Source organism: Nitrosospira sp. Is2, from assembly GCF_033095785.1.
Taxonomy (GTDB): Bacteria; Pseudomonadota; Gammaproteobacteria; order Burkholderiales; family Nitrosomonadaceae; genus Nitrosospira.
In genome coordinates this window covers 1556330-1573364 of record NZ_CP137134.1, presented here as the reverse complement: position 1 = coordinate 1573364, position 17035 = coordinate 1556330, and the positions used below count along the sequence as shown (strand labels likewise).

Sequence of the window (17035 nt, the reverse complement as noted above, 5' to 3'; positions counted from 1 at the left end):
TGCACCAGTCGGTTCTCGCGCTGGCAGGGCACGTCAACGTTCTTTCAGGCTTTCGGTTCGCTGGAAGAAGCAGTAAACGCATCGGAAAAAAACTCTTCTTCCGGGAGTCCGCGCAACTGGGTGAAATCCCGATGCGCGGCTTCAACCATACCGGGCGCACCACAAGCGTATATCTGATAACCCGCGAGGTCGTCAAAGTCCTCCATTACCGCCTGATGCACCAGCCCGGTTCTTCCGTTCCAGCTATCTGATGGTAATGCCTCGGATAACACCGGAATAAACGTGAAGTTGTCGTGTTGCTGTTGCCAGCTGCCCGCGAGATCTGCGAGGTAAAGATCCGCCGTGGTCCGGTTGCCCCAGTAAAGCACCATCTGTCGTTCATTGGCGCTCGAATTGCGTACGTGAAATACATGCTCAAGTATGCTCTTGACGGGAGCGAACCCGGTCCCGCTGGCAACGAATATTATTGGCTTGTCCGAATCTTCACGTAGAAAAAACGTGCCGAAAGGTCCTTCAAAGCGCAGGATATCCCTTTCCTTCATTTGGGTGAAGACATGCTCGGCGAATGTCCCGCCGCGGTAGTTGCGCACATGCAGTTGCAGCAACTCGTCATCATGAGGGGCGTTAGCCAGCGAAAAACTTCGGCGCTTGCCGTTTTTCATGAGGATATCGATGTATTGTCCTGCGAGAAACTGTAAGCGTTCGTTGGTGGGAAGCTTTAGGGAAATAATCATTACGTCGGGTGCCACCCGCTCCAGTTTGTGCACGCGGCATGGTAGCGTTTTTACTTTGATATCCTTTATTGCTCCGATTTCACGGCATTCGATTACCAGTTCCGCCAGCGGCACGGCGCGGCAAAATAACGCCATCCCGGCCTTTTTCTCGACTTCCGACAGCGCACTTTCGTTGTAGCTGCCGAAATCGACCGTTCCCTGTATGATTTTGCCCTTGCACGTTCCACACGCACCGTTCCGGCAGCCATAAGGAAGGGGAAAACCTTCGCGAAGCGCGGCTTGCAGTATGGTTTCACCGGCTTCGGCGAAGAAAACATGTCCACTCGGCTGAATGGTGATCTGATAGGGCATGGCTTACGAATGCATCAATAAATAAATAGGTGGCGGTAAACTGAATATTTTATGAAACAGACACTCTTGATAGTGGGGTGCGGCGACGTGGCGTTCCGCGCAGCGCCCCTGCTACGGGCACATTACCGGTTGCTGGGTCTGTACCGGCGTCCGGAGAACCGCGCTTCCTTGCGGTTGCGGGGTATCACTCCCGTGTTTGGCGATCTGGATATACCCGGTAGCCTGAGCAAAATTTCCGGCTTGGCTCATGCAGTGCTGCATTTGGCGCCGCCTCCCAACCTGGGGGAGCACGACACGCGGACTGCGAATCTCCTCGCAGCGCTTACAAGAAAAAGACGCCGGAAGATAAAGGCAGCAATGTTACCACAACGACTTGTGTACATCAGTACCAGCGGTGTCTATGGTGATTGCGAGGGAAGGCTGGTGGATGAGACGCACGTGCTCAACCCTCAGACCGGACGCGCACTGCGCCGGGTTGATGCAGAAAGACAGCTTAGGAGCTGGGGGTTGCGCACCGGCGCGAGTGTTTCGATTCTCCGCGTGCCGGGGATTTATGCTGGGGACCGCCTGCCGCTGGCGCGCTTGCGTGCGGGGATACCGGCGCTATTGCCGGAAGAGGACAGCTTTACCAATCACATACACGCCGACGATCTTGCACGTATCGTGCTCGCCGCGTTGCGTCTCGCCAGACCGGGCAGGGTCTACCATGCGAGTGACGACTCGCACTTGAAAATGGGCGAGTATTTTGATTTGATAGCCGACCGGTTCGGATTGCCACGGCCCCCCCGCATCCCGCGCGCCCAGGCCGAGGAGCAGATATCGCCAGGCATGCTGTCGTTTATGCGGGAGTCGCGGCGGCTGACAAATACGCGTTTGAAGCATGAGTTGCACGTAGACCTCCGCTATCCCACCGTGCGCGACTGTTTCGCATCCGGCACGGCAATTGCCAGCGAAAGCAGATAAAATTCCATTTCCGCGACTACAATACGCTCGATGGAACCCATACTCATTTTTACAAATCTACCCGATAGAGCCGCAGCCATGGCTCTTGCGAGCAAACTGGTGGATGAACGCCTGGCCGCCTGCGTAAATGTCCTGGCTGACTGTACCTCTGTATACCGCTGGGAGGGGAGAAATGAAAGTGTCAGTGAAGTGCCAGTGCTTATCAAAACGCTTGCCCAACATTATGCGCGGTTAGAGCAGCTGATCAAGACCGTCCATCCATACGAACTACCCGAGATCATTGCTGTCCCAATCAGCAGTGGTTTACCTGCCTATTTGAAGTGGATTGCCGAAGAAACGTCAGCCGCGGACCAAAAATGAACAGGACCTGTTTCTCGATGCGCTTGAGCCGCTTTTTGCTGCTATTGCTCTGTTTTTCCAATATCAACGTTTTCGCCGAGGAGGGGAAGCCATTCGGTTTTCTTTCAGGTTTAAAGCAACTCGGCACGGGCTTCGATAAAAGCGATGAGGAGGAATTGCTGCCTCCCGACCAGGCTTTCAAGCTGACGGTCAGGGTCCGAGACGAGAATACGCTAGTCGCGCAATTCGAGCCGGCAAAAAATTATTATCTCTACAAAGATAAGGTTGCATTCAAGCCGAAGGACACCGAGACCTCCATCGAGAAAATATCGCTCCCCTCGGGTACGGTGAAAAGCGATCTTACCTTTGGTCAGGTCGAAGTGTTTCACCAGCCATTCGAGGCAGTTGTATCCTTGAAACGCGACGGGTCGTCGACAGACAAACTTACTCTCGTTGCCACTTATCAAGGGTGCAACGAACCAATAGGCGTCTGCTACGCACCTATCAGCAAGGTAATTGAGTTGACCCTGCCCGTGGCTAAAGCCGCGGCAGGGTTGGCTGCCAGTGCCATCAGCAACAACGCGGTGGCGGCGCCTGCCTTTACGGCCCCCAAGCCTGACGCCGCGTCGGAACTCTTCCAATCGTCGCGATCCCCCGCTATTGAGACAGAATCCGCCAAGATAGAGCGAATGTTCGATAGCGGTAATTTCTGGCTGATTTTGACCGGTTTCTTTGGCATCGGGCTGTTGCTCGCCTTTACCCCATGCATATTTCCGATGTTTCCGATTCTATCGGGCATTATTGCAAAGAAGGGAGAACACATTACCAAGAGGCGGGGTTTTGTTCTCTCGCTAGCCTACGTCCTTGGCATGGCGATCACCTATGCCTGCGCCGGCGTCGCGGCTGGCCTTTCCGGCGCGATGCTCTCCGCAACTTTACAAAATGCCTGGGTATTGGGCACATTTGCTCTGGTTTTTATCGTGCTCGCCTTCTCCATGTTTGGTTTTTATGAACTGCAATTGCCCGGCTTCATGCAGAGCAAGGTTTCTGAGGAGGCGGGGCAATTGAAGGGTGGTCACCTGACTGGCGTATTCGGCATGGGCGCGTTGTCGGCCCTGATCGTCGGCCCTTGCGTGGCCGCGCCGCTGGCCGGGGCGCTGCTTTATATCAGCCAGACCGGCGACGTCGTCCTGGGCGGGTCCGCGTTGTTTGTCATGGCGCTGGGGATGGGCGTTCCGTTGTTGTTGCTGGGCGCATCCGCGGGCGCGCTTTTACCCAGGGTGGGCCCCTGGATGGAATCGGTCAAAAACTTTTTCGGCGTTTTACTGCTCGGTGTCGCCATATGGCTGATATCGCCGGTAATCCCTGCGGTGGCGCATATGCTGCTATGGTCTGCGCTGTTGATCGTCTCAGCCATTTATTTGCGCGCGGTTGACCCGCTGCAACCCGGCGCCTCAGGAGTGCAAAAACTCCTAAAGGGTCTGGGCATGATTGCACTGCTGACTGGAATTGCTCTGCTGATAGGTGTTTTCTCTGGCAGCCGCGATGTCTTGCAACCGCTTTCGAAGATAGGCGTTGGTGGCGCGGGTGTGAACGGAACAAGCCAAACCGGGATGGAGAAAACCCGTCATTTACCATTTCAAAAGGTGAAATCGATAGCTGAACTTGAACAGCATATTGTCCAATCCAAAGACAAGTATGTCATGCTGGATTTTTCCGCCGACTGGTGCATCTCGTGCAAGGAAATGGAGCGTTTCACTTTTACCGATGCCAAAGTGCAGTCGCGCCTCAAGGACGTGGTGTTACTGCAGGTCGATGTTACCGCCGGCACGCCGGATGATACCGCTTTGCTCAAGCGCTTCAGGCTGTTCGGGCCGCCAGGCATTTTGTTTCTCGACCGGCAGGGGCGCGAAATTCCCGGCGTGAGGCTTATCGGCTACCAGGATAAGGACAGTTTTTTGTCGATCCTCAACGCGGTGCTGATCTAGGCTTTCCGGGCGGAAGCCATCGAAGGGCACAGATAGGCATGCGAGGACTTATTCCTTGGGTCTCGATCTCATCTAGAGATAATTCAATTCACTGAGAATTTAGTACACTCTCTGGAGTGTCCTTGCAATGGCGACGCAGCGCCAAAATCGGAGCTTCACCAGAATTTTACCGGGGTTGGCTAATGACAAAATTACAACAAGTATTGTTATACACCGGTATTGCAATGATTGCATTGACCGCGGGGGTTCTGCTGCGTAGTCAGTTGACGAGCAGTAGCGCCAAATTCGAAGTGTTGCCGGATACGGCGCGAAAAGGGGCGGAGACGATATTTGCCGCGACCCTGCCTGACCTTGCCGATAGGCTGCAGCCGATTTCCCAATGGCGTGGCAAGGTTATGGTGGTGAATTTCTGGGCAAGCTGGTGCGAGCCCTGCCGGGAGGAAATTCCTGAGTTCATTGAGCTTCAGAAGAAATTCGGTGAGCAGGGAGTGGTCTTTGTCGGCATTGCGGTGGATCAAAAAGAAAGGGCAGCGGCTTTCAGCAAGCAGATTGGTATAAATTACCCGGTGCTGGTTGGAGACCTGAGCGTCATGGCACTGGCCGATGCGGCGGGGAATCGCCAGGGAGCGCTGCCGTTCACGGTTATTATCGATCGCAGCGGAAACATAGCCGGGTCAAAATTAGGGCGTCTGAGCCGAAGCAAGCTCGAGGGCATGTTAAAACCTCTATTGTAGAGCCGTCTTCGATACTTCGCGGTTGGTATTATCGCGCTTTGTAACCTCGTGCCTTCGTGATCTTCCACGCATATTCAAGGGTATTGTCGGAAGGAACAGGCATGGAAAGGGAGCCTTTCGCCAAGGGTTCCAAAGCTAAAGCGATATCGTATTCCGTGCCGCTCGCCGGGGTTTGATCAGATTTATTGTTTGCTGGCGGAGTGAGAAGGACGGTAACACCTGTCAGCACGTAGTCCTTGTTGCCGTTGTAAACGGTTCCGCTGAATATTCCCCAACCAAAACCAGCATTAACGACAAGTTTGTTTAGCGCTTCGGACGGCAGGTCGAGTTCGTTCGACCCCACGTTTTCCAACCGTTTCGCGCAACCTGCTTCAGTTGCAGTAGTAGTATCCTGTCCGCTCTTTCTTTTGGCTGATCTATCGATGCATTGATTATAATCGTCTGTGGCGGCGAGACTTGGAGCAGAAGCAGCCAGGGATATCGCGAGCGATAACGACCGGATAATTAAGGCCGGGAATGAACAGGAATTTGAAATCAAAACGGGTGAGGTCGCCACGGAATTATCAGGAAGTGTTTATCTTTCCCTATCCCGTGGCGAAAAGAGATTCTCAGAAATTTGCAAGCAGGTTGACTACCAGGTTGTGCCCCATGTAGTTGGCCCCGCGGCGAATAATGTATTGGTTCATGTATCCGATCTCCCCCGTGATATTTTTCGTAAAAGCATAACCCACACCCGTAAAGAACCGGTTTTGATCGAATCCTTGCCGGGGGACCCAATCAGTATCATTAAGACTCACAAACGCCTCGCTCTGAACAATGTAACTGAAACCCGGTGCAAATTTCAGTGGGATGGACGCTTTGAGCAAGTGCCGATAACGATAGCCCACCCACGACGCGTTGTTGGGATTTCCATCCCCGGGGTTGGACGCTCGCCCTATATGGTCGGGGACAAAACGTTCTTCCAGGCGGCTGCGGCTTTGAAACTTCCCCCATGAGTATGTGTCGGCGTATATGAATTGTTGCCAGGCGCGGTGTTCATCGTAGGTATTCCCGACATAGGGAGTTGTAGTCGGCGTCCAAGCGTATCCCGCCCACACACTCATGGTTGGGGTAAGCTGATACCCGATACCGGGGCGAACGATCGCCTGAGAAAACTTCGATGCGTCATCAGCAAAACGCCCCTGCCCTTCCGCCCACCACTTCACTTTCGCCAGTGTGGGATTGTCCGGATTGAGGAAGCCAAAATTGCCGGTCGCGGTTGCAGCGCCCCATACTCCAAAGTCTTGAACATCATCAGCGAACTGTTGTGCCGAAGCGGTCCCTGAAATTGCCAGGCTAGACAGTAACAGAGCAGTCCCAAATTGCTTTCGCATCATTTTCTCTCCCATGGATATTATTAAAAAATGTAAATGTCAAACCAGAATCCGCGTTCATGCGTTACCGGATAATTGCTTGCGCTAAATGCGACTGCAAGAAACGTGGCCACATTAACTTGGAGGCGGTTAACTGCACAGCCGCGCTATATAGGCACCTACCCCCAGGGGCCGACTGGACGGGATGAATCCGAAACAATAACGTGTCGCAACTTATCACAACTTATCTTAAAAAAGTATCGTGCCGATGTGAGGAATTTGTCAAGCCTGAGCTGTAGAAAGTATCACTTGCAGTACGGCGGGGACAGCTTCCCCACTTCATCATGTCAAGGGTGTCCAAAACGTACAGAAATACGAATTCATCACTCGTTCCAAAATTTAGCTGAGAAGCGCCTTATACAGGTTGTACAAGCTGATGATAACGATCAGTATTCCAACCAATATCAGCAATGTTCGCGCGTGAAGCATCTTGCACAGTACCGCCGCGAAAGGCGCCGCGAATAGCCCCCCAAAAACCAGCCCCATAATTATGGGCCAGGTATTGGTTTCCATCAGCAGTGTGAAGACGGCAGCGCTCGTTAACGTAAGAAAGAATTCTGCAAAATTCACTGAACCGATGGTCGTACGCGGATCGTTGCCCGATCCAACCAAAGTCGATGTTACAACCGGGCCCCAGCCTCCGCCTCCTGCTGCGTCGACAAATCCGCCGAAAAGCGCCAGTTTTCCCACATGTTCCGGCGCTTTCTGGCGCAGGCGCAGCGGCCGAAACGCTTTACTGAGGATATAGATTCCCAGCAGCAACAAATAAGCCGAGATGTACGGTTTGAAGGCCGCACCGTCGATCTGGGTAACGAGGATCGCGCCAATTATTCCCCCCAGGATGCCCGGCACCAGCAAACGTACGAACAAGTCTCTGTTTACGTTACCGAACTTCACGTGAGAAATGCCAGAAACACCGGTGGTGAAAATCTCCGCGATATGAACGCTTGCGCTCGCCGCTCCAGGCGTGGCGCCGGTCGCCAACAGAAACGTGGTCGCGGTAACGCCATACGCCATTCCCAATGCGCCGTCGATTACCTGCGCCAGAAACCCGACCATTGCGGCGCTCCAAAAAACCTTCCCGCTCAGGGTTTCGCCCACGATCTGCCAGCCGCCTGACCAGTTATTGGAAAAAAAGAATCGCCCAATCAAAAAAATCACCAGCGCGATCAACACCACGATGGCAAACCACATTGCCGCGTGAAGAAATGGATGCGCTCCCGGATGAGATATGGGCTCCTCTATAGGCGGAAGCCCCAATTCCTCATGCTCGAGATTGATTGGATTACCCGTCAAGTCCAGGTTGCGAATCTTCATTATTTAGTTCAGCCTGTTTTTCGTTGCGCAACACTATACCCATGCGCAAACACATCCAGAAATAACCTAATAGAATATGTTTATTCTATTGCCATTTAGGCTGATCAATGCACATGGCCGATAGCGCGGCGTAAACAGCGCCTCATCGAATAGGAAATGGATGAGCCGGCAGTTTCTGTTTTACGGAACTCACCCCGGCGGCCGAACGGTTCCGGTACGCCATGTTCCAACCATAAGCGCTATAAGTCATAATTCTCACGATTACGAATGCCCATGCTGGCCGATATCGTACTTATTATTCATTTGTTTTTTGTGCTATTCGTCCTGGGCGGCCTGCCGTTGATCTGGATCGGTGCCTGGATGAGAGCGGATTTCGCGCGAAACCCCCGCTTTCGGCTTGCGCATCTTGCCGCAATCCTGTTCGTGGCGGGGGAGTCCCTCCTTGGCATGGTATGTCCGCTTACATGGATGGAAGATGCGTTGCGTGGCACCGCCACGGAAAGCGGATTTATTCAGCGCTGGCTGCACCGCGTCCTTTTCTACGATTTCCCTGAAGGTGTATTTACGGCAGCTTACGCAATGTTTGCAATACTGGTCGGTGTGACCTACAAACTGATTCCCCCCCACCCGCGCAGGGCGTGACGCTGAATTGGGCTTAAACCTGTCTCACGATTGACCCATCTTTCTGCTCAGCGTAAAGTTGGGCAGCTAGAAGCCCTGTTACGCCGATGGCATTCTCGGCTACTCCGTGACCCTGCGGTATATCGATCAACTTCAACATTTATTCGATCTATATCTAAACGTCTCATCATGTCCCTGGCCTCTCTACGCCATCGTTTCGCTGCCCACAAACGTCTGGGAATCACCCTGGGTGTTCTCGTTGCCATTTTTATCCTGTTCGGCCTGCTCGCTTATTTCTGGCTGCCAGGTTACGCCAAGGCGAAGCTTGAAATGGCGCTGTCAGAAGCCTTGCACCGGCCTGTGACCGTACAGTCCATCGAGATTCAACCGTACACGCTGGAACTGACCATCCACGCTTTCCGCGTGGGCGAAAGGCCCGGAACCGCGGATGCTGAGAATGCCGTTCTTTCCGTGGACAAACTTTATGTGAACCTCAGCATTGCTTCGATCGCTCATCTTGCGCCGGTAATCAGTTCGGTATCGATATACCGCCCCACGCTGCGTCTGGTGCGTGAAGGCGAAAATCAGTTCAATATCACCGATCTTATCGAAGATTTCTTAAAACAGCCGAAGGACGAAACTCCAACGCTGTTTTCCGTGAGTAATGTCGTCGTAGAAGGCGGCCGCTTTGAATTTGTCGATCGGCTCAAAAAAAGCCAGCAGGAAATTTCCGACATCAACATTGGAGTGCCCTTCATTGCCAATCTTGAGAGTGCCGAGGAAACCTGGGTAGAGCCCCATTTCAGCGCCAAGGTCAACGGCGCTCCGCTCTTGATTGAAGGAAAAGCCCGTCCGTTCGCAGAGAACCGTCAAGCTACGCTTGAGCTGGAGCTAAGCGGCATCGACCTCACGCGATTAGACGAATATTCTCCCATCCCCGTCGGTGTCAAGCTGAATTCCGGTTTTTTCGATAGTAAGTTATTGCTGACTTTTAACCAAACCCCGGGTCAGCCTCCCAATCTCGTTCTAACCGGGCGCGCCGTGCTAAGGAAGCTGGAAATTGAGAACCGGGCGACAGAAGCGCCCTATTCAGCCAGGCTGGGGCAGCTTGATGTGGAATTAACGGAGGTCAATCTCAACGCTGTAAAACCCTCACAGGGTACCCTCGTTCTGACTGAAGCCACTATAGCGCGTATTGGCGATACGGAACCGGCAATGAGCCTGCCCCAGTTGCGTGTGGATGACGTTACGGTTGATCCCAAGCGCCAGAGCCTGTCAGTTGGTTCGCTCGTGCTGGAGCGAGTTAAAGCATCTATCCGTCGCGAATCCGACGGCCGCCTTGACCTGGCCAAATTATTTGCCCCGACTCCCGGGACGGAGCCGGCACCTGAGGCAGCAGCTCCTCACGCCGAGGCGAGCAAGCCGTGGTCCGTCAAGCTTGGCAGTTTAAAAATAATCGCGGCAGTTCTTGGCTTTGAGGACAGCACATTGTCAAACGTACCGTCCATGGTTGCGGATCCGCTGGACCTGACCATAAGCGATATCGACCTCAGCGGTGCCCAACCGCTGAAGCTGGAGCTGAAAGCTGAAATAAATCAGGAGGGCCACCTGCAAACAAGTGGTTCGCTGGCATGGGCGCCCTTGATGGCTGATCTCGCGGTAGACGCAAAAGATATCAATTTTGTCCCACTGCAAGGTTGGGCGGGTGATCGGTTGAACGCGTTGATCACACGTGGCGCGCTGTCGTTTCAAGGCAACGTTAAAGCTGAGGGGGTGAATGGCGCGGCAGCAAAAGTAGTACTGAACGGTGACGGCCGGCTCAGCCATTTTAACGCCTTGGACAAGTCAGACATGACCGAGCTCATGCGCTGGCGCAGTCTCGACATCAGCCGTATGGAATTTTCCAGTGAACCGTTGCGCGTCAATATCGAATCCGTCGCACTCGCCGATTTCTTTGCTCATGTGACCCTTAGCCCAGACGGCCAGCTCAATCTCAAGCGCCTAATCCGCCGAGATAATGCGAACGTGCCTCCCGCACCGTCCGCCGCCATGACGCCGCCGGAACAAACGAAATCTTCCACATTCTCCTCGCAGCCTGGTGTAGCGCGCGCTCCCGTGCCAGCCCGCAAGGATACGCCAGTACAGATCGGCCGCATCACCCTGCAGGGAGGGCACGTCAACTTTCATGATGAGTTCATCAAGCCCAACTATAGAGCCAGGTTGACCGGACTGTCCGGTCGAATAGGGCCTTTGGATCCGAGAAAGCCGGGTGAGATTGATATACGCGGCGCGGTGGACAAAACCGCGCCACTAAAGATCGTGGGAAAGATGGACACTTTTGGTAGCGAGCTCTTCCTCGACATCAAAGCAACCGCAAAGGGCATCGATATGCCGACCTTCAGCCCCTATTCAGGTAAATACGTGGGCTACACAATCGAGAAAGGCAAGCTGTCGGTCGATATTCACTATCACATCGAGAAAGGAGAATTGCGGGCAGAGAATAACGTGTTTCTCGATCAACTTACCCTGGGTGAAAAAATTGAAAGTCCGGACGCGCTGTCGATCCCTGTAAAACTGGCATTGGCGGTGCTTAAAAACAGCGAGGGAGAAATTGATGTCCATCTGCCAATAAGCGGCTCCATCAACGATCCGCAATTCAGCCTCGGCGGGGTGATCGTTAACGCGATTATCAATTTGCTTACAAAGGCAGTAACGGCACCCTTCACCGTGCTGGGGTCGCTTTTCGGTGGAGAAGAGTTATCCGAGATCGGTTTTGCCCCTGGCGATGCAACGATTACGGCTGAGGCTGAGAACCGTCTGAAAACCTTATCCAAGGCCTTAACAGATCGATCGTCGCTTGAACTTGAGATTACCGGTCGAGCGGATCCTGCGCATGACCGGGAAGCCCTAAAGCACAGAATGCTCGAACGCAAGGTTAAAGTTCAAAAACTGGCGGAGCAAGTCAAAAAGGGTCAAACAACTGGAGATATAGACGAGATCGAGCTCACGCCGGACGAGTACCCTAAATATTTGACGCTGGCTTACAAGGAGGCAAAGTTCGCAAAGCCGAAAAATCTTGTCGGTCTGACAAAGAGCCTGCCTGTACCGGAAATGGAGCAACTATTGCTGGCGAACGTAAACGCCGACGACAACGAAATGCGCGAACTCGCTGAGCAGCGGGCTGCGGCTGCACTCAACTGGTTCGTTGAGCACGGCGGTATTCCAGGCGAACGGATATTTGTCCTGGAGCCAAAAGTCGAAGTGGAACCGGATGAAAAGAAAGTTGGCAGCAAGGTGGAATTTTCGCTCCGATAAACGGCTCCGTGCTGCGTAAAAACTGAGAGGCCTTCGCAGAGCGCAGGGTTAATTGCCACGTTCCGCAAAGGTGTCTATCAAGCTTGTTCCCGAAGTTGTTCAATCAACCCCGATCAACAGGAACTTTATCTCCCGTTTTAAAGACGTTAGAAATCGAACTGAAGCTGAGTCAAGAAAGCAGCCAAATCGGCATTATTAAAACCGGCTGTACGCGCGATCGGGGAGCCACTCGTGTCTACATTTAGAGTATAAATAATGTTGTTCTGCAACTTGACATTGGGGTGAGGATACCAGTTGAGGGCGAACCTCACCATATCGGCTTTCCCTCCCCTCACCACACCGCTGTTCAGGTTGATATAATCATACCCGGCGGCGATTTCCCATGCTCCCCAGCCTGAACCGTTCCATTGAAAGTTCTGCTTGGGTTTTATGCGATTTGCCGCGCCATTTCTGACATGATAGGCTTTCGACTCGCCCGTCAAGAAGTAACTGGCAAAACCATAATAGCCGGTGAAATGTTCGTTGTCGTATCCCAGGCCGTTGATATTGGTCCTTAAATATTCTCCTTGAACCGAGAATGGACCATGAACCAGCCACCCTTCCGCTCCATACCGGTCATAGCTGTCTATCCGCCGCGCGTTAGGGTCATTCCGGTTGCCAACACTCAGGTTGCCGGTATTCAGCATATTGGTGCGATCCACGTTTGTTCCGGGAAAGGCAAAGAAAGCCATTCCACCACCTCCACCTCCCTGAGCCGAGGGCGTGGCCGCGATATCGCCGGCGGCAGTGTATTGCGTATTGACATCCGTGTGTCCGGCTGAAATACCCACATGCAAGAATTTGGTTTCGTCTTCCATCCAAGGTCTGCCAGATATACGGCCGATGCCTTCCCAGCTGGTATCGCCCGATCCGTTATTGCGGCTCTGGTTGCCGGCGTTATTAACCGAGGTTGAGGCGGACGACCAGGGCCCGACCGGTTCTGTTTGAAAAGCGACGCCAAATTGGAAACGAGGAACTGCATAATTGGCGCCGATACCGGTTTTATAAGTGTTGGGATTGTCCACGAATGAATTGACCGACATGTGACGTTCGATGAATGTGAGGAAGCGGTTGCTGGCGGCTTCTTCCAGGCTAAACGGTTCCTTGAAGGAACCGACCTTCACGGAGAACGGCTTGGTTACATTCAGCCGCACGAACGCGTCGGTGATCCCGGCGGTTACCGAACCATTGCCGCGACTGAAGTCGTATTCGAATTTGTAATCCCAGATCTTGAAGAAAGTACCTTCGACACCAAGGCGAGCACGACGTAGGGTTGCGCCGCTGTTCCATTCGTTCGGTGTGTTGTTGCCGGTAGGGGGCGCAACCTCATTGATAAAGTTGTATTGGGACCCAACCTGTGCCCGTCCATTGACCGCAAACGTGAAATTGCCATCCTTGCTTGAAAAATGGGGTGCGCCATCGTGAAACTCAATGTGGACCTTCTCGCTTTCCTTGACCCGTTCCTCCAGTGAGCCAATATCGCTGACCAGGCGCGCTTCCCGCATTTTGGCCTTCATTTCAATATCCTTCCTCACTGCCGCTATGTCGGCTGGCTCCGGTTTTTCAGCCGCGTTATCCGCTGTCTTATCATTTATTCTTTCGGACGTTTTGTTGCTGGTGCTGCCAGTTGTTTTAGCCGCGGCATCGTCCTTTACGAAGGAACCTAGATGTACCCGTCCAGGACCAGGCGTTGCGTAAATCTGCTCCGTTTTTCTATCGACATACAAATCGAGGGCGAAAATCGTGGATGATGCGCCTGTACCTAAAATGGTGGCGAGGGCTAACGTAAGCTTGGATAATTTCATGAAATGACTCTCTTCCCGTGTGTTTATCGAAACTGACGAAAGAATACTGCCGGGAAGTGTCGTTTTTATTGCAGTTATGTCACAGTTTTATGACAACAATGATGAGTTCGGTTTAGGAGAATGGCTGAGTATTATGGGACTTCATTCAGGTCCAACCCGCGAAGGCACTCGGAAACACTACCGTTTCGCGCGTGCCTCAACATTCCACTTTTTGCTGGGGCGTGATAGTCTATGCAGGGATTTGATTCCGCGGGTAAACGTGCTTTATCTTCCCTTAGACCTATTAAAACTGAAGAGGAACCACATGGAAATTCACGTCTATGACACCTACGTTAAAGCCAAGGATGGCCACACAATGCATTTCGACGTCTTCACTGCGGTAAAAGACGACGAAAAAGCAGTCGAGTATGCGAAACAGTGGCTGACTTCAATTGGTGAAGGCGATGCGACCGTTACCAGCAAAGAATGCAGTTTTTGTCATAGCCAAGGCGCGCCGGCCAACGTGGCCGACGCGATTAACAAGGACGGATACTTCATCTACAAGATGGAAGGCTGCAGCTAGTTCTTATCCGGCCGTAAATGGAACGATGGTCCATAGCGGGAGTGTGATCAATAAAAGAGCAATGAATATCACGAACATCTTCCGGCGCCTCGGGGCCAGCTTCATCAAAGTTGTCTTTTCCGGCCTGATCTGTGTTTCCCCCCTTTGGGGTACCGAACTGGTCAAAACTATCGAGTACACCAAGCCTTCGATAGTTGGAGTGGGTACATTTCAGAAGACGCGCTCCCCTCCGCTGAATTTTCTGGGGACTGGTTTCGTCGTGGACGATGGTCTCCACGTAATAACCAATGCTCATGTTGTTCCTGAAGTGCTGGACGTCGCCAATAAGGAGGCATATACCGTTATTACCGGCAAGGGCAAGGATGCTGAACTGAGGGACGCAACAATTGCCGCGGTCGACAAGGAACACGATCTCGCATTGTTGAGAATCAGCGGTTCTCCCCTGCCAGCCATGCGACTGGGAGATACAAGCAAAGTTCGCGAGGGCCAGTCTCTGATTTTTACCGGCTTCCCAATTGGAATGATACTGGGATTTTACCCGGTCACTCATCGGGCCATGGTTTCTTCGATTACGCCTATAATCTTGCCAGCGCATAATTCGCGGCAACTCAACGCGAAGATGATCGGGCAGTTACAGAAGCCGGCTTATGCAGTATTTCAGTTAGACGGCACTGCCTATCCCGGCAGCAGCGGAAGCCCGCTATACGACCCTGAGACGGGCCTGGTTTATGGTGTTATCAATATGGTATTTGTCAAAGGTAAAAAAGAAGCAGCTCTCAGCAACCCCAGCGGGATCACCTATGCAATCCCAGCGAACTACATCATTGATTTGCTCCGCCGTAAATAAGTTACGCGCCAAGCTTGAGTTTGCGGTGACAGCAAATTGTGCCAAGCTTGGCAAACGAGATGCAGTGAGACGGGCGGAGTTGCGGGATATCGCTGCAAACTAGCCGAACAGAATAATAGATCGCTTAATTATTTCGAGAGCCCATATATGGGCTGGGAGGCACACAATGCAAATGGTTACGGTGGCAATAGCCGATACCGATCCGGGAAGACGCGCGAAGGTAGAACAACTCTTGCAAGAAGGGCCGGATATCAAAGTTCTGACAGACATCCTGCCGGAAGGAGGAGAGACATTCGTTGACCACCAGGGCGAGCCCTATGCGGCCGTTCATGCGGATGACATGGTTGAACGGATTGGTCGGTTAAAGCCGAGAATTCTCTTTTTTCATCTAGGTCCGTCCACGGCAGCGGATTTCGCCCTGCTGGAGGTGCTGCACCGGGAATGTCCGGAGACATTCGTCGTATTGTTAACTGATAAATCCGTCAAGGAGGAGTTGATCATGCAAGCGTTGGCCAGCGGTGCGCGCGGTTGCTTGAGCCACGAAGCAGAGCCATTTTATTTCCTGAAGGCGGTACGCGTTATAGATCGTGGCGAAATATGGGTAACGCGGCGACTGCTGGGTAAAATCATGGATAAGGTATTGCACTGACCAATCCTGAATGTGATCGGAGAGTTCCTTGATTTTGCTCGCTAGTGGGTCGCACGAAAACCTTTATCGATGGGAGCAGGCGGTGAACAGCCTTGCCCCTGTCTTCTGTTCAACCAATCTGGATTCCCTCAGGGCGGAGTTGGTCCGAGTAAAACCTCAAATTCTGATGCTTGACCACGATGTGCCGGAATTGGATGGGGTAAATGGAATCGCAGGTCTTATGAAATTGAACCCGGACACAAAAGTTGTGATTTTAGGTGGTCCTTTTTCTGACGAAACAGAGTGGGGTTTGTTCCGGACCGGGGTGCGTGGCTGCTGCCGGCGTGAAACCGAGCCCGAGCAGCTTAAAAGCGTAGTGCTGGCGGTTCAGCAAGGCGAATTGTGGATACGACGGTCGCTGAGTTGGCATTTGCTGAATGAACTCGTTACGATCACGCAAGAAAAAAACAGAATCAAGCAAGCGGTCACCGAGTTGCTGGCAAATCTGACCCGTCGCGAATACGAGATCGCTACACTGGTGGGCAACGGTGAAAGCAATAAACAAATCGCGCGACGTCTGGATATTACCGAGCGGACGGTAAAGGCCCACCTGACCGAAGTTTTTCGAAAGCTTGACGTGGCAGATCGGCTCAAGCTGGCATTAATCGTCAAGGGATCAATCTCACCTCGCGACTCTACACAGATGGGGCATTAGCACGGCGGGCTATTTCGCCAGTCTGCTGAATCGCGGCGGATTCACAATTTAGTTTCAGTAAGGGTCTGCCCGGGGTGGGTACGGAAAGGTTCCCTTAGAATGAAAGTCCTAGCGCCGCAGGATACGCTGAAATCTCCGCTTTGCGCCTTATGGTAAACCCCGATAGTTGCCAAAAGATGTCGCACATGGATCGTCGCGTCGCTTCTGCTTTTTCAAAACGGTTCCGCTCAAGGATGGGCTGTGGAAAGATCAGGCTCTCTTCTGGATGCGGATTGACGTACCAAAGTCCAATTGCCCCTTCGGGCGAAGTTGATATGATGCGATGACGGCCGTGCATTAGGGCGTCTACCGGTCATAAGAGCCGTCTCATCATTACGAGATTTAGCGCAGACGTTAATGGCCCTGCCCGACGTTTGCTGGTTTTTAACACAGGGGTATTTGAGGCAGTGCGACGCTCACCTAGCGCGCCGTGCAATAACGAAATATTTTTCTGCGTCCCACTATCCGGCGGAGAGGAACCCGCTCGGTTATATATCAGGTTAGAGCCAATGTCTGGTATATCGAATCAAAATAATGATGGGTCACCGTTTCAGTGCGAGAGCAAGCGCACGTTAAGTTGTCTTCGTATGCTGGTCCGAGCTTGTTCCGAAGTGGCCGTCCGCTTA

15 protein-coding genes are annotated in these 17035 nt (G+C 52.8%); 10 read left to right on the top strand and 5 right to left on the bottom strand.

The window, feature by feature from the left end:
* Window positions 1–44: 44 nt before the first annotated feature.
* On the bottom strand, window positions 45–1085 hold the full coding sequence (locus R5L00_RS06880; protein WP_107694588.1) for a CDP-6-deoxy-delta-3,4-glucoseen reductase: 1041 nt from the start codon (window positions 1083–1085) through the stop codon (window positions 45–47).
* Window positions 1086–1136: 51 nt separating this feature from the next.
* Between R5L00_RS06880 and R5L00_RS06875 the strand changes: the two genes are divergently transcribed.
* The 4 genes from R5L00_RS06875 to R5L00_RS06860 all read left to right on the top strand — a co-directional run bounded on the left by R5L00_RS06875 (window position 1137) and on the right by R5L00_RS06860 (window position 5109).
* Window positions 1137–2048, top strand: coding sequence for an SDR family oxidoreductase (locus tag R5L00_RS06875; RefSeq protein ID WP_181320618.1), 912 nt, complete (start codon window positions 1137–1139; stop codon window positions 2046–2048).
* A 78-nt stretch (window positions 2049–2126) separates the two neighbouring features.
* Window positions 2127–2408: a divalent-cation tolerance protein CutA gene (gene cutA, locus R5L00_RS06870; protein WP_317653912.1), complete on the top strand. Its 282-nt coding sequence runs from the start codon at window positions 2127–2129 to the stop codon at window positions 2406–2408.
* 17 nt (window positions 2409–2425) lie between these two features.
* Window positions 2426–4375 (top strand): protein-disulfide reductase DsbD, encoded by a 1950-nt coding sequence (gene dsbD / locus R5L00_RS06865; protein ID WP_317654137.1) that lies wholly within the window; start codon window positions 2426–2428, stop codon window positions 4373–4375.
* Window positions 4376–4557: 182 nt separating this feature from the next.
* Complete coding sequence (locus R5L00_RS06860; protein ID WP_317653911.1) at window positions 4558–5109, top strand: TlpA disulfide reductase family protein; 552 nt, start codon at window positions 4558–4560, stop codon at window positions 5107–5109.
* Between the two features lie 28 nt (window positions 5110–5137).
* Here R5L00_RS06860 and R5L00_RS06855 read toward each other — a convergent pair whose 3' ends face one another.
* The 3 genes from R5L00_RS06855 to R5L00_RS06845 form a co-directional block, all read right to left on the bottom strand.
* Complete coding sequence (locus R5L00_RS06855) at window positions 5138–5665, bottom strand: hypothetical protein (protein WP_317653910.1); 528 nt, start codon at window positions 5663–5665, stop codon at window positions 5138–5140.
* A gap of 52 nt (window positions 5666–5717) precedes the next feature.
* A complete protein-coding gene (locus tag R5L00_RS06850; protein ID WP_107694584.1) occupies window positions 5718–6485 on the bottom strand; it encodes a DUF2490 domain-containing protein in 768 nt (255 codons plus the stop codon).
* Between the two features lie 375 nt (window positions 6486–6860).
* The gene (locus tag R5L00_RS06845; protein ID WP_317653908.1) at window positions 6861–7838 is read right to left on the bottom strand and encodes a sulfite exporter TauE/SafE family protein; all 978 of its coding nucleotides are present in this window, start codon (window positions 7836–7838) and stop codon (window positions 6861–6863) included.
* Between the two features lie 273 nt (window positions 7839–8111).
* Between R5L00_RS06845 and R5L00_RS06840 the strand changes: the two genes are divergently transcribed.
* On the top strand, window positions 8112–8480 hold the full coding sequence (locus tag R5L00_RS06840) for a DUF2784 domain-containing protein (RefSeq protein ID WP_317653906.1): 369 nt from the start codon (window positions 8112–8114) through the stop codon (window positions 8478–8480).
* A 168-nt stretch (window positions 8481–8648) separates the two neighbouring features.
* Window positions 8649–11774: a DUF748 domain-containing protein gene (locus tag R5L00_RS06835; RefSeq protein WP_317653904.1), complete on the top strand. Its 3126-nt coding sequence runs from the start codon at window positions 8649–8651 to the stop codon at window positions 11772–11774.
* A 146-nt stretch (window positions 11775–11920) separates the two neighbouring features.
* Here the strand turns inward: R5L00_RS06835 and R5L00_RS06830 are convergent, their stop codons facing one another.
* Complete coding sequence (locus tag R5L00_RS06830; RefSeq protein WP_107694581.1) at window positions 11921–13618, bottom strand: OprO/OprP family phosphate-selective porin; 1698 nt, start codon at window positions 13616–13618, stop codon at window positions 11921–11923.
* A 304-nt stretch (window positions 13619–13922) separates the two neighbouring features.
* Here R5L00_RS06830 and R5L00_RS06825 point away from each other — a divergent pair, with 304 nt between their 5' ends.
* The 4 genes from R5L00_RS06825 to R5L00_RS06810 all read left to right on the top strand — a co-directional run bounded on the left by R5L00_RS06825 (window position 13923) and on the right by R5L00_RS06810 (window position 16370).
* The gene (locus tag R5L00_RS06825; RefSeq protein WP_107694668.1) at window positions 13923–14180 is read left to right on the top strand and encodes a DUF2024 family protein; all 258 of its coding nucleotides are present in this window, start codon (window positions 13923–13925) and stop codon (window positions 14178–14180) included.
* 61 nt (window positions 14181–14241) lie between these two features.
* Window positions 14242–15027 carry a serine protease gene (locus R5L00_RS06820; RefSeq protein ID WP_317653900.1) on the top strand — a complete coding sequence of 262 codons (786 nt, stop codon included), beginning with the start codon at window positions 14242–14244 and terminating at the stop codon, window positions 15025–15027.
* Window positions 15028–15193: 166 nt separating this feature from the next.
* Window positions 15194–15676 carry a response regulator transcription factor gene (locus R5L00_RS06815; RefSeq protein WP_107694579.1) on the top strand — a complete coding sequence of 161 codons (483 nt, stop codon included), beginning with the start codon at window positions 15194–15196 and terminating at the stop codon, window positions 15674–15676.
* 28 nt (window positions 15677–15704) lie between these two features.
* A complete protein-coding gene (locus R5L00_RS06810; protein WP_107694578.1) occupies window positions 15705–16370 on the top strand; it encodes a response regulator transcription factor in 666 nt (221 codons plus the stop codon).
* Window positions 16371–17035 lie beyond the last annotated feature (665 nt).